Annotated in this window: 16 protein-coding genes; 6 read left to right on the top strand and 10 right to left on the bottom strand. The window is 42.0% G+C overall.

The features are described from left to right. Position 1: 1 nt before the first annotated feature. Positions 2-1,210 carry a class I SAM-dependent rRNA methyltransferase gene (locus D6V41_RS00345; RefSeq protein ID WP_136249509.1) on the top strand — a complete coding sequence of 403 codons (1,209 nt, stop codon included), beginning with the start codon at positions 2-4 and terminating at the stop codon, positions 1,208-1,210. A 61-nt stretch (positions 1,211-1,271) separates the two neighbouring features. Here the strand turns inward: D6V41_RS00345 and D6V41_RS00350 are convergent, their stop codons facing one another. Then, positions 1,272-1,505, bottom strand: a complete 234-nt coding sequence (locus D6V41_RS00350; RefSeq protein ID WP_136250049.1) for an EF-hand domain-containing protein — start codon at positions 1,503-1,505, stop codon at positions 1,272-1,274. A gap of 59 nt (positions 1,506-1,564) precedes the next feature. Next, positions 1,565-1,807: an EF-hand domain-containing protein gene (locus tag D6V41_RS00355; protein ID WP_136249510.1), complete on the bottom strand. Its 243-nt coding sequence runs from the start codon at positions 1,805-1,807 to the stop codon at positions 1,565-1,567. Positions 1,808-2,277: 470 nt separating this feature from the next. Here D6V41_RS00355 and D6V41_RS00360 point away from each other — a divergent pair, with 470 nt between their 5' ends. The 3 genes from D6V41_RS00360 (at position 2,278) to mdoH (ending at position 7,128) form a co-directional block, all read left to right on the top strand. Further along, complete coding sequence (locus tag D6V41_RS00360) at positions 2,278-2,874, top strand: porin family protein (protein WP_136249511.1); 597 nt, start codon at positions 2,278-2,280, stop codon at positions 2,872-2,874. A 554-nt stretch (positions 2,875-3,428) separates the two neighbouring features. Continuing rightward, positions 3,429-5,141, top strand: a complete 1,713-nt coding sequence (locus D6V41_RS00365; protein WP_136249512.1) for an OpgD/OpgG family glucan biosynthesis protein — start codon at positions 3,429-3,431, stop codon at positions 5,139-5,141. Next, positions 5,134-7,128: a glucans biosynthesis glucosyltransferase MdoH gene (mdoH, locus tag D6V41_RS00370; RefSeq protein WP_136249513.1), complete on the top strand. Its 1,995-nt coding sequence runs from the start codon at positions 5,134-5,136 to the stop codon at positions 7,126-7,128. The genes D6V41_RS00365 and mdoH overlap by 8 nt, the downstream gene beginning before the upstream one ends. 51 nt (positions 7,129-7,179) lie before the next feature. On the opposite strand, the gene D6V41_RS00375 is transcribed toward mdoH, so the two are convergent. From D6V41_RS00375 to D6V41_RS00390, 4 genes are all read right to left on the bottom strand, one after another. Next, positions 7,180-7,482, bottom strand: a complete 303-nt coding sequence (locus D6V41_RS00375) for a PilZ domain-containing protein (protein ID WP_136250050.1) — start codon at positions 7,480-7,482, stop codon at positions 7,180-7,182. A gap of 81 nt (positions 7,483-7,563) precedes the next feature. Beyond that, the gene (gene hrpA, locus D6V41_RS00380) at positions 7,564-11,523 is read right to left on the bottom strand and encodes an ATP-dependent RNA helicase HrpA (protein WP_136249514.1); all 3,960 of its coding nucleotides are present in this window, start codon (positions 11,521-11,523) and stop codon (positions 7,564-7,566) included. A gap of 139 nt (positions 11,524-11,662) precedes the next feature. Continuing rightward, the gene (locus tag D6V41_RS00385) at positions 11,663-12,772 is read right to left on the bottom strand and encodes an isoaspartyl peptidase/L-asparaginase family protein (RefSeq protein ID WP_136249515.1); all 1,110 of its coding nucleotides are present in this window, start codon (positions 12,770-12,772) and stop codon (positions 11,663-11,665) included. 192 nt (positions 12,773-12,964) lie between these two features. After that, complete coding sequence (locus tag D6V41_RS00390; protein ID WP_136249516.1) at positions 12,965-13,228, bottom strand: hypothetical protein; 264 nt, start codon at positions 13,226-13,228, stop codon at positions 12,965-12,967. 381 nt (positions 13,229-13,609) lie between these two features. Here D6V41_RS00390 and sbcB point away from each other — a divergent pair, with 381 nt between their 5' ends. Both sbcB and D6V41_RS00400 read left to right on the top strand, forming a co-directional pair. Then, positions 13,610-15,031 (top strand): exodeoxyribonuclease I, encoded by a 1,422-nt coding sequence (gene sbcB / locus D6V41_RS00395; RefSeq protein ID WP_136249517.1) that lies wholly within the window; start codon positions 13,610-13,612, stop codon positions 15,029-15,031. Positions 15,032-15,083: 52 nt separating this feature from the next. Continuing rightward, positions 15,084-16,793, top strand: a complete 1,710-nt coding sequence (locus D6V41_RS00400) for a DUF342 domain-containing protein (RefSeq protein ID WP_136249518.1) — start codon at positions 15,084-15,086, stop codon at positions 16,791-16,793. Positions 16,794-16,921: 128 nt separating this feature from the next. Here the strand turns inward: D6V41_RS00400 and D6V41_RS00405 are convergent, their stop codons facing one another. The 4 genes from D6V41_RS00405 to D6V41_RS00420 form a co-directional block, all read right to left on the bottom strand. Then, complete coding sequence (locus D6V41_RS00405; RefSeq protein WP_136249519.1) at positions 16,922-17,182, bottom strand: helix-turn-helix domain-containing protein; 261 nt, start codon at positions 17,180-17,182, stop codon at positions 16,922-16,924. Positions 17,183-17,459: 277 nt separating this feature from the next. Further along, positions 17,460-17,855: a hypothetical protein gene (locus D6V41_RS00410; RefSeq protein ID WP_136249520.1), complete on the bottom strand. Its 396-nt coding sequence runs from the start codon at positions 17,853-17,855 to the stop codon at positions 17,460-17,462. Beyond that, a complete protein-coding gene (locus tag D6V41_RS00415; protein ID WP_136249521.1) occupies positions 17,852-18,733 on the bottom strand; it encodes a hypothetical protein in 882 nt (293 codons plus the stop codon). Before D6V41_RS00415 ends, D6V41_RS00410 begins: the two co-directional genes overlap by 4 nt. Positions 18,734-18,818: 85 nt before the next feature. Next, complete coding sequence (locus D6V41_RS00420; RefSeq protein ID WP_136249522.1) at positions 18,819-19,115, bottom strand: hypothetical protein; 297 nt, start codon at positions 19,113-19,115, stop codon at positions 18,819-18,821. Positions 19,116-19,135 lie beyond the last annotated feature (20 nt).

Genomic DNA, 19,135 nt, shown 5'->3' on the forward strand with positions numbered 1-19,135 from the left:
AATGGCGCAGGTAATATTAAAACCCGAACGAGAAAAATCATTAAAACGTCGTCATCCCTGGGTTTTTGAGGGGGCTATTGCAAGCTCCAGCGGTAAGCTTCACTCTGGTGCAACCGTAGATATTATAAGTAGCTCTGGCGAATTTTTGGCCAAAGGCGCGTATTCCCCAAATTCACAAATTCGTGTCCGTGTATGGAGTTTTGATCAAAGCGAAGCGATCGATAACAATTTTTTTAAAGCAAAAATAGCAAACGCGCTTAAGGTCAGACAAACCTGGCTAACTAAGTCCGATACTGATGCATTTAGAGTGGTAGCGGCCGAATCTGATGGACTTCCAGGTATCACAATCGATAAATATGCGAATGTTATCGTCATGCAGTTATTGAGCGCAGGGGCTGAAAAACACAAAAGTAAAATTGTGGATGCACTGGTGAGTCTTTTTCCCAATCACGTTATTCACGAAAGAAGCGACGTAGAAGTCCGTAAAAAAGAAGGCCTTGAGCCTGTCATAAACACCCATATCGGGACCTTACCAGAACAGGTAAGCATTCATGAAAATGGATTAAAAATCGAAGTGGATCTTATTGCAGGTCACAAAACCGGTTTTTATTTGGACCAGCGAAAAAATCGCATGATTGCCGGAGAGTATTGTGCACCGCATGATGATGGCTCAGGCAAGCATGTTCTCAATTGTTTTAGCTATACCGGCACCTTTGCACTCTATGCGCTAAAACATGGCGCAGCGCATGTTACCAATGTTGACGTGTCAGATTCTGCCCTGGAGACATCAAAGCGTAATATTGCGCATAATTTTGACAGTCGAATAGCACAAAACGTGACGCACCTTAAACAGGATGTTTTTGAGCTCTTACGGGATTATAAAGCACAGGATACCAAGTTTGACCTCATCGTCATGGATCCGCCAAAGTTTGTGGAAAACAAGCGGCATTTGGAGCGAGCGGCTCGCGGTTACAAAGATATCAATCGATTAGCCTGTGAACTGTTAAAACCCAATGGTGTATTGCTGACCTTTAGCTGTTCCGGATTAGTCAGTCAGGATTTGTTTAACAAAATAGTGGCAGATGCCGCACTAGATGCAAATTGTGCATTGGCTTATATTCAGCGTCTTGAACAAGACAGTGATCATTTGGTATCAAGCGCCTTTCCGGAAGGGTGCTATCTTAAAGGCTTGGTTTGCGTGAAACGCTAGGTGAGTAAAGGATGTAGAGATAATGGCCATCCATGGCCCGAAGGGGATGTACAATCTGGATTTACAGACCTACCGCTTCGTATTCTTCCAGGCTGATAGTGCCGTTACCGTCTGAATCAATAAGCTCAAAGTTTTCAAACACGGTTTCGTTGGCTTCAGCTTCTGATTTAGTGATCATGCCGTCTTCGTTAGCATCTAAAGCTTTAAAACCTTCATTTGCTTGCGAAGCAAAGCTGATCCCGGCGCTTAATGCAGCTACCGTAAACAAAATGCCTAATTTATTGTTCGTTTTCATAATTTTCCCTCAAAAATAAGATTGTTTTGGTTTAAATGTTCGTTAAAAGAACAACGCTATTATTCGCCCAGACCTGCTGTGCTGAACTCATCATAGGTAATAACGCCATCCCCATTTGCATCTACATCATCAAACATTGATGCCAATGTGGAATGCGCTTGCGCTTCTTCTTTTGAGATCACGCCATCTTCGTTGGTATCTAATGAAGTAAAGGTATCTTCATTCGCCATTGAAAAAGATGCGATGCCTAAAGCAAGAACAGTAGACGCTACGGGAAATAAAACAGTTTTTGTAAGTTTCATAATGATTCTCCTAATGTTTTAGTAATGACGCACTTTCATGCGCTTCACTGTCACTAATACATTTATGATGCCAAGCCGATATTGTTATTACTTTTCAATGATTTACAAAAATCATGTAAAAAGAAGACGGCGAGAATCGTGGCCAAGACAAGACAGATTCAGTCTGTAATACTTACAATAAAAATAAGTCATTGATTTTTAATGATTTTAATGATTGATGACGGTGTCGCTATTTTTCGACTAATGGGCTCTACCCCTTGCCAGACATAAGAACGCCCTAGCTGCTTCAACTTGAAATATTTACAGTACAAAAATTAAACGATGCAGAAAACACTAGGAAATTCCATGTTAATTTAGCGTGTATCTATCTGTTTGCATTATATTTTTTTAGAAAAATTTTATTCGCTTTTATCTGGAACGCAAGTTGTATAAGGCTCGACGAATGTATAAAACCTGCAAAGGAGAATAATATGAAAAACACAATAAATCGTTTGTCGATTGCTACTCTTTCTGCAAGTTGCCTATTGTTAGGCGCTGTATCAACATCAAGTTATGCTCAATATGATGATGAGAAAGATAACGGATTTTATGTAGGCGCCAATTATGGCTATCTCAAAGTAGATGGTGAAGATGATTTTGATGACGATCAGGATGCCTATCAACTATTAGGGGGTTATCAATTTAATCAATATTTTGCACTTGAAGGTGCTTACGTCGATTTTGGAAGCTATGGTGGTGATTTAGCTAATGCCGATACGGATGGGTTTGGCGCGGGAATTCGCTTGAGTTTCCCTCTCGGAGATGCTTTTGCTATCAGAGGAAAATTGGGTCAGCTTTGGTATGATACTGATTATACCCTTGCAGGTATTGAAGACACATATGAAGATGAAGGACTGTATGCCGGTATCGGCGTGTCTTACAGCTTCACGACAAATTTGGCCGTGACCGTTGATTACACCCTTTATGACGCCGATTTAGATACAGAGGAAGTATTGGACGACATCGACGATGCAAACTTTAGTACCGACCTTAAGCAGGCTGCAATAGGCCTGGAGTACCAGTTTTAAATAACAATTAAGATATACACGCTTTAGTTACTTTGTAACTGCAAATTAAGCCTGCATTTAATAGGTAACAATCATACATAATTTGCCAAAATGCAGGCTTTCTTAAGTGCCCTATCTTTTCTTCAGAAACATTTGTTCAATGAAGGCTTGAGTATTCTTCTATTTTTTTGCGCTGTTGCGCTGTTACGCTGTTGCGCTTCCGTAAATTTGCATCTACTGCCTTGTTTCGCATAACAGACTTTTTTTAAATTTGCGTCTTTTGTTAACTTGAAATAATTACAGAAATTGCACTCAAAAATTCCCATCTAGCAAAATGTTTTCTCGCTGTATGGTGAATCCTAAGCTTACGAACCATTAAGACTTTGATTTAACTTATTGTTAAACATAGGTTTTTAATCTAATTCTCTTGATACATTGAATCGCGCTATTCAGGTACAAAACCTGCTGATTGGTTTTTAAAAAACAATGTGCTGACTGTCAGACTCGTCGCTCTTGCGATGACAAGTGTTTGTACACGGCATTGTCGTATCTGACGTCATTTATAGGGAAATCATATGAAGTTACCGAAAATGTTCAGTATTCAAATTGCGCTTGTGCTATTAAGCGTCTCCTTTTTATGTATTGCTGAGAGTGCTGCAGTTGATAACAATCGACTGCAAGCAAGTCCACAGAGCAATGAGGAAATAAACGAGCAAACGCAGAAACAAAAAACGCAGGCGTCTGAAGGTGAAAATGCGGATAAAATGGCGAAAGTGAATTCAGATGACACGCCCAAAAGCTTAGATCATATCCAGTCCACTTTTCGACTAGTTAAAAATAAAGCAAAAAAATTATCAGAAAAACCTTTTGAACGAACGGGAGCCAATATTCCTGAACAATATTCAAATATGAATTACGACCAATACATGGCTATTCATTTTGATCCTGACAAGTCCTTGTGGCATCAAGATAAACAGTTTGAGCTGCAGTTTTTTCATCCGGGCTTTTTATATACTGACCCTGTTACCATCAAAGTCGTCAATAAAGATAAAAGTGTCAAAACGCTCAACTTTTCTTCAGACCAATTTAAGTATTATGGCCCTTCTGAAAGCCTGAAAGACATCGAATCGTCTGGTTTAGGTTATGCGGGTTTTCGTGTGCATTACCCTTTGAGTGAACAGGTAAATAAGCAGGAAATGATGGTGTTTCTCGGGGCGTCATATTTTCGCTTGGTCGGTCCTTCTCAGCAATATGGCATTTCGGCACGAGGACTTGCGATTGATACAGCAGAGCCAAATGGCGAGGAATTTCCGTTTTTTTCTGAGTTTTACGTAATCGAACCTGACGACAATCAGGAGCATTTAATAATATTTGCGGTGCTAAATAGTGAATCTGTCAGTGGCGCATATAAATTTACGGTTGCTTCTGATATCAACACCAGCGTATCGGTAGAGAGTGAAATATATGCTCGTAAGGACGTAAACAAGCTTGGCATTGCGCCACTAACCAGCATGTTTTTACAAGGTAGTGCAAGCCTGCGAAAGTTTGATGATTTTAGACCGCAAGTGCATGATTCTGACGGTTTGCTTGTGCATACCTCAGACGATAGATGGCTGTTCAGACCGCTTGTTAACCCCAGAGCGCTTTCTGTAGTGTCTTTCAGTAATGTCAATCCCAAGGGATTTGGGCTACTCCAACGCGATATTAATTTTGCAAATTATCAGGATGCTCAAGCTAACTATCATAAACGTCCCGGACTGTGGGTTAAGCCAAGTCAAGACTGGGGAGAAGGAAGAGTGGAGTTGGTCGAGATACCGACTGATTCTGAAACTAACGACAACATCGTTACCTATTGGGTACCAAAGCAGCCCCTTAAGGCCGGTGAATCCATGGCCTTCAACTATGTCATCTCGACCGTACACCATAATCCATCATCTTTACAACGTGCCTATGTTGTTCGAACCGCGAACGCATGGGGAGCAATACCCGGCGAACCGAATCCACCTGAAAAGACTCACAGAAGAATGATTGTTGATTTTTATTCAGACAAACTGGCTCTTGTTGACTCAAAAGTAAAAATGGAAGCACAAGTAAATGCCTTGGGCGGCGAAATCAGCAACGTTAATGTGTTTAAATTACCGGATAACAAAACATGGCGCCTAGCCTTTGAGGTAAAGACAAAGGATGATTCAGATGTAGTAGATTTACGTGCCAATTTGATGTTCAGAGGTAAAGCAATCAGCGAATACTGGCATTACGTATATAAAGAGAGCGAAGTGAATGACTAAAGCGAAAAGGCAAAACCGCGACAGCTTAAACATCCGTCCAAGTGCGTTACGCTTTCGCAAATACCTCTACGCTACCTGCGTATTTTCTACAGCAATTGCAGGTGGATGGGCAATGGGAGATATATTCTCTGAATCGGGCATAACAATAATGGAAGCCGTTCTACTGTTTCTATTTACCTTAACCTTTGTGTGGATAGCCGCTGCATTTTATAGTGCGAGCATTGGATTTATCCTTCAATTATTTAAGCTCGACCCTTTATCTTTAAAACGTAAACCAGACATTGACTTTTCCACGCAGTTGGTAAGTGGCAAGCATGCGATCATAATGCCTGTATATAATGAGGACACAAGCAGGATCATGGCAGGCATGGAAGCGAGTATTATTGAGATAGCTCAATCGGGCAACCTTGAACACTTTGACTTTTTCATGCTTAGCGATACGCAAGATAAGCAACTCATTGAGGCCGAACACAATGCATGGCAAATTCTCGTAGAGAGAATACGCAATAACGCTACTTGCTCAAGCGCCAATTTGTATTACAGGCGACGAGAGAAAAATACGAACAGAAAAGTTGGCAACGTTGCTGACTTCTGCAAACGCTGGGGCGCGCATTACGAAACAATGACCGTTTTTGATGCAGACAGTTTAATGACGTCTCACAGCATAATCAGTTTGGTTTCACATATGCAGGCCAATCCAAAAACAGGCTTATTGCAAACTGTGCCCATTCCCGTCAGAAGTGCCACCTTTTTCGGTCGATTCTTACAATTTGCGGCGTGTTTATACTGTCCAACCTTGGCAAACGGGCAAGCGTTTTGGCAAACCAATGCCTCAAACTATTGGGGACATAACGCCGTTATTAGAATATCTGCATTTGTTGAATCTTGCGGACTGCCGTCTCTTGGAGGCCGTCCCCCTTTTGGCGGCGATATTTTAAGCCATGATTTTGTAGAGGCAGCACTATTAGCCCGCTCCGGCTATGATGTTTACCTATTGGCGAATTTGGAGGGCAGTTACGAAGAGTTACCGTCCAATATTATTGATTATGCTTCACGCGATCGCCGTTGGGTTCAAGGGAACATGCAACATCTAGGGCTTTTAAATATTGCAGGTATGCGAAATTTAAGTCGCTTGCATTTTTTTCTGGGCGCCTTTGCTTATATATCCTCGCTCGTTTGGTGTTTGTTATTATTTCTAAGCACCATAGATGGGATCGTCAGAGCTACCAGCGATCCGGTATTTTTTACGCAAAATTATCAGCTCTTTCCTATATGGTCTGTTGATAAATCCGCCACCATATTCTTTATGCTTGGCGCAACGGCTTTTATGCTAATTGGCCCCAAATTCATGAGCCTTATCATCGCCCTGCTTTACCACGCTAAACCCTTTGGTGGCCGCTTCAAACTCACCATTAGCATGTTAATCGAAACGGTATTCGCAATTATAATCGCGCCTCTCATGATGGCCTTTCATGCCTATTTTGTGCTAAACGTATTGTGCGGCTCGAGTATCAAATGGGAAGCTCAGGGTCGTGAAGGCCGTCGTGTGCCGTGGAAGGAATCCTTTAAAAGAACTTACCTGCTAATTTGCATCGCTTTGCTGTGGGCAGCGCTCACCTATATTTTTACGCCCATATTGTTTTGGTGGCTATCTCCTATCACCTTCGGTTTTTTAATTTCACCTGCACTTATTCATTTCAGCAGTAGCCTCTCTGCTGGCGAATTTTTAAGAGATTTGGGAATATTTCTTACGCCGAGTGAGGTGTCAGAACCAAGAGCGCTTCATAACATGAGGCTTGCTCAGTACGAACAATTGAAATGCAATCATGATTATACGAAGATTCAGTCGCTACCACACGAAAATGCGCAAACACCTGAAGATAGAATTTGGTGTTTACCGCCCGAAAAGTGGCGGGAAATGAAAGAACAAGATTTCAAAGCCAAGCCGACAGACGAGCAAGGCGATGCAATATTAATCAGGCGATAAACATGCTCAGGTGTAACTGTCAAAAACAGACAAATAAAAACCGTTAGCCTCTTACTTCATTTCGCTTATTTCTACACCCACCAGGCAAGAGTTGTCGTCGCCTTCATCGCAGCGAACTACTTTTGCCTTTGCTTCCAGTGAAGGAATTTGGTCATTATTTGAGTCGATTGTGATGTCGAGAAGCGTGCCCAGTTCAATACCCGGCAACTCAAGTTCGAGTGACATGCCTGTTGCGCTGATGTCGCGACAAACTGCAGTGAAAGATGTAGCCGATGGATTGTCTAGCAGTGACACCTCGCACGGAGAATTCACCATCATTCGATAGAAATTCCGTTTATCGTCGTAACCCAACATAGTCATACCTCTCGTTTCAAAAATGTTGAATGCCATTTATAGGGAGTTGTTAATAATCTGTCAACAGATTATTGCAAATGCTCATTTATACTCGGCAATTTTATGCTGAATGCGTTTCAGTGAAATCGGAAACTTTGTGCCTAACTGCTGCGCAAATAACGATACCCTGAGCTCTTCTATCATCCATCGAATGTCTTCTGCCTGCGCAGGGTCTTGATGCTTGTTTTTCAAATCGGTTTTTAAAGCTTCATAGGCTTGTTCTGCTTTATCTACTTCCAGTTGATTAAGTCTGTCCCGGTTCACATCAATTTTTAATTTTTCAGCGCGCATTACCAGAGCAGTTAAATAGCGATTCCAATCTGGCAGCTTAGCTTCACCAAAGTCAGATACAAAGCCTTTAAATACTAATTGTTGCAAATGCATTTGAATTTGCTTGACGTTATTGATCATATTTAGCGGAATATTGCCTTTTATCAGCTTGCTTACCTTATTAGCCTGAGCAAGCCCGGTTTCAATCTGCTTGGCAATATCAAGCGCCTTATCGTTGATATTCATTCGAACATGGTCGCAGATTTTTTTAAAATTTTCCGCTGAACGCACAGTTTCCGGCGCTTGCTGCGCACACACTAAACTATCGATACTTGCAATAATAATATCGTCTATCAAAGGCTTAATTTGACCAAAAGGATTAAAATACAGGCTCAGTTTCGCTTTGTTAGGTAACTTTTCCTGAAGATATTTAACAGGCGAAGGGACATTCATCTTGATGAGTTGATACAAGCCTCTTTGATGCGCTAAATGCGCCTTACTGGCGTTATCCAACAACTTTACCTTTACAGTATTATTTTCCAGTACCAGACTTGGAAAGGCTTTAATCTCGTATCCCGCTTGTTTTTGTGTAAATGTCTCAGGTAATTTACCGAAATCCCAGCTTGTCACATCGTCTTTTTCCAGGGCTGGCGTAGCCACTTTCTCAATGGTTTCTTTCAGCTCTCCTTTTAGCTTTGCTTTTAGTTGATTAAGTGACTTATCTGATGCCAGCATCTTGCCTTGACTATCGTTGGCAACAAAATTAAAACGCAAATGAGTTGCTATACTATCTAAATCAAAATCCTCAGATTCAACACGCGTCCCTGATATTCGAAACAGCTTATTGGCCACAGCGTCTACGATGCGCACCGGCGCTCCATTTTTGCCTGTCATAGAAATGTCTTCGAGTACAGCTAAGGCATAATCTGGCGCTGGAACAAAGTTCCGGCGAAGCCGCTTTGGCAGGCTTTTAATTAAATTTGTGATCAGTTCGTGCCGCATGCCAGGCACCAACCAGTCAAAACCAATGTCTTGAACCTGATTAAGCAAGCCAACAGGAATATGAATGGCAACACCATCTAGCGTCTGATTTGGCTCAAAATGATAAGTCAGGGCTAGCTGTAAATTGCCTTGACGCCAGGTATCTGGATAATCAGATGCAGAGATACCGCTTGGGTCACGCTTTAGTAAGTCTTCGTAGTCAAAATGCAGCAGACGGGGTTGTTTTGTAGATACCGATTTCCACCACTTTTTAAAACTGACTTCGCTTACAACATGTTCAGGCAGTTTTTCATCGTAGAAGTAACACAGCATGTCTTCATCCACCAGAATGTCTCTTCTACGCGCTTTTTTTTCTAATAATTCGACCGTTTCTATTTGCCTCTGATTATGCGTAAGAAAATCATAATTCAGATTGGTTTGGGCATTTACAAGCGCTTCTCGGATAAAAATATCGCGGCACACTTTCGCATCAACTTGGCTGTAGTTAACAATGCGCCTCGTAACGATTGGTAAACCAAAAAGCTGAATAGTTAAATAGGCCATTACCGCTCCACGCTTTTTACTCCAATGGGGCTCTGCGTAGTGGTATTTGGCAACGTGTTTCGCGATTGATTCTAACCATTGCGGTTCAATTTTTGCGACCTGACGAGCAAATAAGCGAGAGGTTTCAACAAGTTCGGCGCACATTATCCATTTTGGCTGCGACCTGGCAACGTTAGAGCCGGGAAAGATCATAAACTGGCTATTCCGCGCGCCCAAATACTGTCTATTTTTATCTTTCATGCCGATTTGCGACAGCAGGCCAATCGCTAAGGAGCGATGAATCGCCTCGTAATCGGCTGGTTGCGAGTTTATTCGTAAATCAATATTAATCAGGGTCTGCTTGATTTGACTCACAATATCCTGCCACTCTCGCATACGCTGAAAGTGAATAAAATGTTGCTTGCACCATTTGCGCAGTTGACTGTTACTCAGTTGCTTTTGTTGACGTTTAAAGGCTTCCCATAAATTCAGCAAGCTGATGAAATCAGAATCATTGTCGGCAAACTCTGCGTGAGCCTGGTCGGCCTGTTGCTGTTTGTCCTGCGGGCGCTCGCGCGGGTCTTGTACAGACAAACCGGAGGTGATCACGATGGTTTCATACACAGCATCAAACGATTTTGCTTCCAGTATCATGCGCGCATAACGAGGGTCTAGCGGCAAGGGAGCCATCGCGCGCCCGATAGGCGTCAATCGAAGGCGACCTTTCGCGCGTTCAACGGCTTGAAGTTCTTCAAGCAGTTTAACCCCGTCGTTGATGTTTCTGTCGTCCGGTGCCTGAACAAACGGAAAACGCTTTATCTCACCTAAGCCTAAGGCGAGCATTTGAATAATAACGCTTGATAAATGGGTTCGAACAATTTCCGGATCGGTAAACTCCGGCCGCCCCAGATAATCTTCTTCAGAGTAAAGGCGTATGCAAATACCGTTTGAAACACGACCACATCGCCCGGCACGTTGATTCGCCGATGCCTGTGAAATCGCTTCAATTGGTAAGCGCTGCACTTTTAATCGTTGTGAATAACGGGAAATACGCGCCACACCTGTGTCGATAACATATTTAATTCCTGGCACTGTTAAAGAGGTCTCTGCCACGTTCGTTGCCAAAACGATTCGTCTTCCAGCGTGGGCAGAAAATATGCGATTTTGTTCAGCAGCAGAAAGCCTCGCATATAGTGGGATAATTTCTGTATTTTTGTATTTAGTATGTGCAAGGTGTCGAGTAAGCTCATCGGCAGCGTCGCGAATATCCCGCTCCCCGCTTAAAAACACCAGAATATCGCCCGGTGCCTCCCGCATCAGTTCATCCACCGCATCTAACAGCATTTGAGAGGTGTCAACCTCGGCGCCTTGGGATTGCTCTTGCTTCGACTTGGCAGATCCTGACCTGTTAGCTTCAGACTTGGATGTAGCAAATTCAGCGGGATCTTTATAGCGTATTTCAACCGGGTAAGTTCGACCGCTTACTTCGATAATGGGAGCCTTGTCGAAGTGCGTCGAAAAACGTTCGGGATCGATAGTAGCCGACGTAATAACAAGTTTAAGATCAGGACGCTTGGGCAAAAGCTGCTTAAGATAACCAAGCAAAAAGTCAATATTGAGGCTTCGTTCGTGCGCCTCGTCAATAATGATCGTATCGTACTGATTTAAAAAACGGTCTTGCTGAATTTCGGCAAGCATGATCCCGTCTGTCATTAGCTTTACCAAACTGGTATCGCCAACCTGATCGCTAAAGCGCACCTTGAACCCAACGCTTTGACCAACTTGGGTGTCTAATTCTTCGGCAATACGATTAGCGACACTTCTTGCAGCCAGTCGTCTTGGTTGTGTGTGACCAATAAAACCCGCTACGCCACGTCCAAGCTCAAGGCACATTTTAGGGATCTGAGTAGTTTTCCCTGAGCCCGTTTCACCGGCAATAATGAGAACCTGATGTTTTTCAATCAGTGCTTTTATTTCGTCTTTTTTATGGGCAACCGGTAAATCCGGATAGGAAATTTCAGGCAGCGACTGCTGGCGTAATTCTCGCAGTTTCTGCGAGCCAGCTATACGAAGCATTAGCTGCTCAAGTTTCTCCTGCTTGGCATCCTCGTCTTTAAGCCGATTAATATCGCTTAACTGACGCGAAAAGCGATATTGGTCCTTTTGCATACAGCGCACAATGGCTGAATCAAGTGAAATGGATGTCATGACTGTCGTTGCTCAAAAAACAGCCAAAACCTGGCTGCTCCTAATATCAATCTAATTGGGTGCAAGATTGTAGGGACAAGCGCACACGATGTCCATTCCAGTAAACATCACAAACGAATTGAACAGGGAAAATTAGGGTCTATTGATCTTTATAAATCAGCACCGTTTTCTTTCCCTGTTTATCAATACTTCCTCTGTACATGCCTTCGGAGTTAAAGGGCATTGCAATATTTCCCATTGCGTCAATAGCAACAACACCGCCCTCACCGCCTGCTTTTACCAAAACGTCGTTGATTACGGTATCGGCCGCTTTCTGAAGGCTAATGTTTTGATATTTCATGCGCGCACAAATATCGGCCGCCACATTAAAACGAATAAAATACTCACCGTGTCCGGTAGCCGATACGGCGCAAGATGCGTTGTCAGCGTAAGTACCCGCACCAATTATCGGCGAATCCCCTACCCGACCATAACGCTTGGCAGTCATCCCGCCTGTAGATGTGCCTGCCGAAATATTGCCTTGTGCATCTAACACGACCACACCCACCGTGCCAAATTTAAAGTCGTTAAACTCGGCGTCTGAATAAATAGAAGTCGAGGCATCCTGATTTGCCGATTTTTCTTCTTCCATTATTCGGGCTTTAGCGCGCTCTAACGCTTTTGCTCGTCGCTCAGTGTTAAACACCTCATTGCTGACCATTTCCAGCCCTTGCTCTTTAGCAAAAGACTCTGCGCCTTCGCCTGATAGCATCACGTGTACCGATTTATCCATTACCAAACGAGCAAGCTTAATAGGATTTTTTACTGTTTTTACGCTGGATATGGCGCCTGCCTGTAAATCGTTTCCGCGCATGATAGATGCGTCAAGTTCATGCGTACCATCGAAGGTGTAAACCGCGCCAACACCAGCATTGAACAAAGGCGAATCTTCTAAATAAGTGATTGCCGCGATAATTGCTTCTTCTCCGGGCTGACCTGCTTTTAGCTGCGCATAGCCAAGCTCAAGCGCGGCATCGATGGCATCTTTATAGGCCGCCTCCTGTTCGGCGCTCAAATCCGCACGAGTGATTGTTCCTGCGCCACCATGTATGGCAATGGCGACCTCGGGGTCGCTTGCTGCTAAGGCAAACGAATGCACAGATAGCGCTAAACAAGCCGCTGAAACGCTACGTTTATGTTTTAAAAGTGGTGATACAAAATATGAGACCTTAGATAAAACCGGGCGGCATAAAGACAGAGCTTTAAACATAAGCATTTCCTATACTTGAAGAATTAAATGACGAAAACCAAATTAGCACACACAAACACAAGATCAAAACGCCAAACAGCATCAAGCCAATAAAAAACATCGAAAAGCTTTTAGGCTCTTCGATGTTTTATTAATTTTATCAGGAAATGTTAATCAGCTTGAAATAGCTAATCTCTTACAAGCTAATCAGCCTTAACGTCGGGCCGCAATAGCTTGCCACTTATTTAATTCTAACTGCGGTGCGACTGAACTTAAGACATGACGTTTAAAATGCTCAAAATCCTTGAATTCAAAATCCTCGTCACTGCACAATTCGTTGTAAACCAGTCTAAGTTTACGGATGGAAAAAAAAGGCATTACATTTGGAATAAACCCGTTAGATGGCTTTAATGTAAAAGACGCCGTTGCCCCGTATGCATGAGCAAGTTCAGCTTCGCCAAAGTTTGACTCTTTCATTGTCCCTCTCCTTACATGTTGCGTCCACTCACTAAGTGTAGCCTTGACTGATGAAGATTTTTTAGTATGAAATGCCATTAAAACCTCTTCACTTATTACTTTTTATAAGTTGCATTTTGAAGATATACTTGAGGTTTGACTTAGCGCTGTGAGTCAAATAATTGACGGCTTCCTAAAAGTAATAATCAATCTAAATAAGCGTTAATTTGGTAAAAACTAGAATATATCTTTAAAACAGATACTTGCGTTTTAAATATTAGTTATCTATCTGATTTAATTTTAAATTTTCTAAACATAAAGCACAAAATAATCACTTCAATTGGACAGGGTATGACGCGTTTTGTTTGATTTATTTATGGCTAACAACAATAAAAGGGTATTATGAGCAGTATTTTATGGCACGACTACGAAACTTGGGGTGTCAATCCTCGGCAAGATTTTCCGGTTCAGTTTGCGGGGATCCGTACTGACTTGGAATTGAATGTAATCGATAAACCTTTAAATTACTTCTGCCAAATACCTAATGATTATTTACCTCATCCTGAGGCCTGTCTGGTGACAGGTATTACCCCACAGCAAAGTTTGCGCGATGGTTATATTGAGGCGGAGTTTGCTAAAAAACTTTACGCACTGATGTCACTTCCTGAAACCTGCACCGCCGGATACAACAGTATTAAATTTGATGAAGAAGTCAGTCGCCATCTCTTTTATCGAAATTTTTATCCTGTTTATGAACGTGAATATGAAAACGGCAATTCCCGTTGGGATATTATTGACCTGGTACGAGCAGCTTATGCGCTAAGGCCTGATGGTATTGAGTGGCCAGTATATGAGGAAAATGGAAAACCCTGCTTTAAATTAGAGATGCTGAGCAAGGCTAACGGTATTGAACACGCGGATGCGCACGATGCACTGAGCGATGTGTACGCCACTATCGGCATGGCTAAATTAATAAAAGAAAAGCATCCAAAACTTTACCACTTTTTCTTTTCGCTTCGTAACAAACATGAGGTAGCTAAAATAATCGATGTTTATAAGCAGCAAGCTTTTTTGTATGTTTCCGGATTTATTGATTCGTCGCAGGGATGTTGCGCCTGGATGATGCCGCTGTGTTTTCATCCGCAAAACAAAAATATTGTATTGGCTGTTAATCTTAGCAAAGACACCGACACGCTTTTGGATAACGATATTGATGCATTCAGCGACCCGGACTTTGTTTCAGACTTATTTGCCAGTAAACAAATGCCCTTTATGCAAATAGCCATTAATAAATGTCCTTTTGTGGCACCGGCTAAGATGTTGACGCCAGAGCTCGCACAGCGTTTAGGTATTGATCGCCAATTGTGTCTGCACCGTTATCAACAATTAAAACAAAGCAGCGATATCATACAAAAATGTATCGCCGTATTTGATAAACCATTTACCGACACAAGCGACCAAGATATCGATACTCAACTTTATACTCGTGATTTTCCAGGCCCGGCCGATAAAGCGGTGATGAGTCAAATACGAGATAGCAAACCAGTGTCTTTAACGGCTATTTATGATAATTTGCCAAATGGTGATATCAAGCGGCAGTTATTTAGGTACATTGGTCGAAACTATCCAGCGCAAATGAATGAATCAATGCTTGCTCGCTGGCAGGCGCACAGAAAATCAAGGTTCATTGAATCAGGTAATCAAGGATATTTAAGCATTGAAGCGTTTCAATTATCTATTGAAAGTTTGGTTCAAGAGCATGCAGGGAATGCCAACAAATTAGCTATCTTGCGCGCGCTAGAGCGTTACGCGAGTGAGTTGTAAGTTAAGATAAATAATGTGACAGACCCGTCACACTTATTAGGGTTTTATTTGGATGAGTGGTGTTTCTTTTAGTGTAAACAGTGCAAGCAACGAACTGATTGTGACAGTCGACCCTCTATTGTTCGACGGAACGTGTGATGAAAACACTTTGCGTCAAGAGCTTGAATCAACTGAACACGCTCACTTTTCGCTAGACGCGCAGAAAATCACAATGCTCGCAAAAGCCATCAAGCAAGCGCAGGATACGGGTGAGGTTGATCCCATTTCACAATCTATAAGTCCGAGCAACGCGTCAAACAGTAAAACTGCTGATATGCACGCAGGGCACCATGAAAATGGTTCAGGCGAACTGGAAGGCATTAAAATAGACATTGCCACTGATCAAATGTCAGTAAGCATGAGCATTACAGCAAACCCTAGCGTTGCTCCTCCGGCCTATGGCGATGTAAAGCAATTGCTTATATCAAAAGGCATTAAGCGAGGCATTAGCAAAAAGCGCATTCAAAATCTTCTCAGTCAAGCTATCGAGACCGATGCCGGTAAAACTTTATCTGATGTAATTGCAAAAGGCTTACCGCCAAGGGATGGGCGCCCGTCAAAAATCGTACCTCTTGTTCCCAATGCCCTGGATAGAATTTTGCGCCCGCAAGAAAAAGACGGTGATAAAGTCGATATGCGCAATTTGGGCGATATTTTATGCGTAACAGCAAATTCACCTGTAGCAAAGCGTGTATCCCCGAGCAAAGGACGAGAGGGATTTAGCGTTAGCGGACGTAAAATACAGGCGAATAAGGGAAACTGGGAGGCAATAAAATTAGGCAAGAACACCAGAATTGCTCCCCACGACGAAAACTTGATATTGTCGGAATTAGCAGGTCAGCCCAAATTTGAAAATAACGTCATGACGATTGACGATACTTTTGTTACTAAAGGTGTGAACGTTGGTACGGGCAATATCAATTATGAGGGCGCGGTGATCGTCAACGGTGACGTAACTGAAAACATGCAGATTATTGCCAAGGGTGACATTACCATTAATGGCTTTGTTGAGTCAGCTTTCATAAAATCAGGCGGCGATATCATCATTACACAAGGCGCTACAGGCAAAATGAATGATGAGGACTGTCGGCTAATTGCTGATGGCAGTATCTTTTTGCAGCACGGTCAGGGCCTGGATATTAACGTCAAAAAAGATTTGAACGTTAAGCGTCAACTTGCTTATTCAAGGATCACCTGTAAAGGTGAAATTTACGTGGGTGATATCGAAAAGCCCATGGGAAATTTATTCGCCAGTAAAATTACAGCTTACAAGGGTATAAGAGCAGGAAGCATAGGCGCAGTGTCTGGTAGTGCCTTGGAAATTGATTATTCAGAAGGCTTTAATGTACTGACTGAACGCTTGAACGCCATTAACGACATTCTTGACGAACTCGTATCTAAAAATGCTGACCACGAAGTCATTTTAAGCAAGATAAACGCTCGTAAAATTCCACGTTCTCTGAAAAAGAAACTCAAACAATTAGACAGCACTATCGACAAAGAGCGTCAATTGCTAAATTGGTTGCGTAAAATTCAAAGTGATTTGGCGATTGCCAAAAAAGATTACGAAACTAACGCACGCATTATTGCCAACAAAGAAATGTTCCCGGGATTAGTAGTTCGCCTGAACAAGCGAATCTTCAGGGCACAAAAAGAGACCTTAAAGTCTCGCGTGTTGCTTGTTGATGGCAACTGGGAGTATCAACCTATTATCGAACGATAATAGAATCACTTCCAACGCTTTTGCCCTGAAGCAAACAAGCCTGAAAACGATGCAAAAAGAAAAACAATACCGGTAGTGCTGAGCTAAGCGGTAAAAGTTGCTCTTTATTTTAACCGCTTGAATGCTTGTTATGCAGCGTTTTCACTTTCAACATCCCAACCAGGGAAAACAAGAACTGCAGGATGACACCTTAAAGCTCTAGCTAGAGATTTAGCTCTTTCAATGCCAAGATTAACACGGTCATTTTCAATTGCAGAAATTGTAGATTGAGGGATATTAGCGAGTCTCGCTAGTTCGTTTTGACTCAACTCTTGCAGCTCCCGCAGAATACGAGCAGACTCTCCACTCGATACGGAAACACGCTTGGTTGCTTTTTGAAAATCATTCATTTTGACTTCCTTCGATAATCATGTGCTGTTACATCACAATATCTAGCTTTTTCCAAAACCTCTAATTGTTCTTTGCTGCTTAAAGACGCTAATTCATTAAAGTAATTAATATAGGATTTAGTATTCATTGGTTACCACTGGCACATAAAACCCGCAGAACAGGCACAAGCTTGCGAGCGCCCTCATCAACACGCTTATTAGAATTTTTTTACTCACGAGCCTTAATTAAAGCGCTCCGAATGCAGATTTTGGCGGTATAAAAACTAAATGCATTGAGTTATGTCGCAACGGCAAACATAAAAAACAACCAAATGCCATCAAATTTATTGAGACCGCCGACAAGCCAGACAGCTATGCACGGCAGAAGAAAAATAATACTGTTAATAATGCCGACATTAAAATGAACTTTAAGCATCCAGAAATCAGGCCATTCATGCAGAACTTTTGATGTTTTGTCATCAGGGAACATTAAACTAACACCTTCTCTTAATGTCCAACCAGCAATACTAATAGGGAATAGCATAGCCCATTTTAAAGCATCCTCATTTATTGAAACTAAGATGAAATATTCTTCAAGAAACTCTCCGAAGAGGATATATATGGCCGCGCTAAAAATTAGAAAAGCGAACTCATAGCTGATAAAGAAAACCCTTAAATAGTAGAACGCTTTCATTGATGTTTCATATCTCTTTCGTTTGAAACTTTATCAAACTGGGATTTTGCCTTTATAGCAAGTTCTAGTGGCTTCGGCTCTTTTTCATGAAGAAAACTTTTTTGTGTGTCACTTGTTTTTATAACTACTTCATCGCCTTTTTCAATACCAACTACTTTACCTCTCCCATAACCATCTGCAGCCATAAGGATTGCTGCATCGCCTATCGCAGGAATCTCTTCAGGTTCATAGTCTGGTGACTCCATGATCCTATCCATCAATTCAACAATTTTTGATTTCAGGCCTTTTAACTCAGAAGTCTGCTCTTTGATTGCTACTTCAGATGCATTTCGTCTATTAATATACTCATTTAGGTTGCCCCACAACCGACCGAACAATGGGTTTGGCGGGAAAACTGTTGCTGAAAACTCTGTAAAATGACTCAGTCTTTTTAGTCGGCTAGTGAATGCTCTATAATCAGATATTGGCTCGACATCACAAGCGACCATAAAACCATCAAAGGCTCCTTCAATTACAGACTTGAATCGCCGAGGAAATATGTCTTCTTGTATTCCATTCCACACATGCAAAAACGCTATCCCTGAGCATTCGGGCAAATATACAAATGATGAGCTAGCCTCAAGTAAGTTGGGGACGTCAGTGTCTACTTGTGAACGGCTAATCTCGTCAATTACTTTTGCGTGACCATCCTTTGCATACTTAGACAGCTTTCCGAAAACATATGGAAATTCATCTTCCCTATTGTCCTCGATATCAGTTATAGTCCAGTCGAACTTTCCTATCGTGATAGTTGGAGCGTTCGTCATCGCATCCATCAAGCTTTTTTGATCGAGATTTATTTTAACGACTCGCCCAAGATAATATCGACCTCTTCTCATCGGATATCCCTATACTTGTAAAAAATTCTAACATTCCAATAAGCGGCGATCGCGCTCTTTGCGAACGTCTGTCTTTAATGTTATGTTAACTATTTTGCTCATCATACAACGTATATCCGTTACCCGGACTTTTCCTAAAATAAGTAAACCAACTCACAGTGCTTATTTCTTCAAGAAAAATCATCGGCTTCGTATCAATAGATTGCACAAGCATATGTTTTAGTGAGTGATCGTTTTTGATAAGTTCAACCGCTTTTTCTTCGGCCTCTTCGGGTGAGTTAGCTTTAACCCATCTGGTTGTGTAAAAACCACCTTTTACAATTTTTTCATTAAAGATAAAGCCGAAATTTCTACCCTCTAAAAGTAACTGATAAAACGCCATTTCTAAACATTCCTTGTATA

It is taken from the genome of Ningiella ruwaisensis (assembly GCF_004798935.1).
GTDB classification, from domain to species: domain Bacteria; phylum Pseudomonadota; class Gammaproteobacteria; order Enterobacterales; family Alteromonadaceae; genus Glaciecola; species Glaciecola ruwaisensis.

Bases quoted from the DNA above. Each gene is read 5' to 3' on its own strand.
- D6V41_RS00345 (WP_136249509.1), top strand. From the start codon at position 2: ATGGCGCAGGTAATATTAAAACCCGAACGAGAAAAATCATTAAAACGT.
- D6V41_RS00350 (WP_136250049.1), bottom strand. From the start codon at position 1,505: ATGAAAACGAACAATAAATTAGGCATTTTGTTTACGGTAGCTGCATTA.
- D6V41_RS00355 (WP_136249510.1), bottom strand. From the start codon at position 1,807: ATGAAACTTACAAAAACTGTTTTATTTCCCGTAGCGTCTACTGTTCTT.
- D6V41_RS00360 (WP_136249511.1), top strand. From the start codon at position 2,278: ATGAAAAACACAATAAATCGTTTGTCGATTGCTACTCTTTCTGCAAGT.
- D6V41_RS00365 (WP_136249512.1), top strand. From the start codon at position 3,429: ATGAAGTTACCGAAAATGTTCAGTATTCAAATTGCGCTTGTGCTATTA.
- mdoH (WP_136249513.1), top strand. From the start codon at position 5,134: ATGACTAAAGCGAAAAGGCAAAACCGCGACAGCTTAAACATCCGTCCA.
- D6V41_RS00375 (WP_136250050.1), bottom strand. From the start codon at position 7,482: ATGTTGGGTTACGACGATAAACGGAATTTCTATCGAATGATGGTGAAT.
- hrpA (WP_136249514.1), bottom strand. From the start codon at position 11,523: ATGACATCCATTTCACTTGATTCAGCCATTGTGCGCTGTATGCAAAAG.
- D6V41_RS00385 (WP_136249515.1), bottom strand. From the start codon at position 12,772: ATGTTTAAAGCTCTGTCTTTATGCCGCCCGGTTTTATCTAAGGTCTCA.
- D6V41_RS00390 (WP_136249516.1), bottom strand. From the start codon at position 13,228: ATGAAAGAGTCAAACTTTGGCGAAGCTGAACTTGCTCATGCATACGGG.
- sbcB (WP_136249517.1), top strand. From the start codon at position 13,610: ATGAGCAGTATTTTATGGCACGACTACGAAACTTGGGGTGTCAATCCT.
- D6V41_RS00400 (WP_136249518.1), top strand. From the start codon at position 15,084: ATGAGTGGTGTTTCTTTTAGTGTAAACAGTGCAAGCAACGAACTGATT.
- D6V41_RS00405 (WP_136249519.1), bottom strand. From the start codon at position 17,182: ATGAATGATTTTCAAAAAGCAACCAAGCGTGTTTCCGTATCGAGTGGA.
- D6V41_RS00410 (WP_136249520.1), bottom strand. From the start codon at position 17,855: ATGAAAGCGTTCTACTATTTAAGGGTTTTCTTTATCAGCTATGAGTTC.
- D6V41_RS00415 (WP_136249521.1), bottom strand. From the start codon at position 18,733: ATGAGAAGAGGTCGATATTATCTTGGGCGAGTCGTTAAAATAAATCTC.
- D6V41_RS00420 (WP_136249522.1), bottom strand. From the start codon at position 19,115: ATGGCGTTTTATCAGTTACTTTTAGAGGGTAGAAATTTCGGCTTTATC.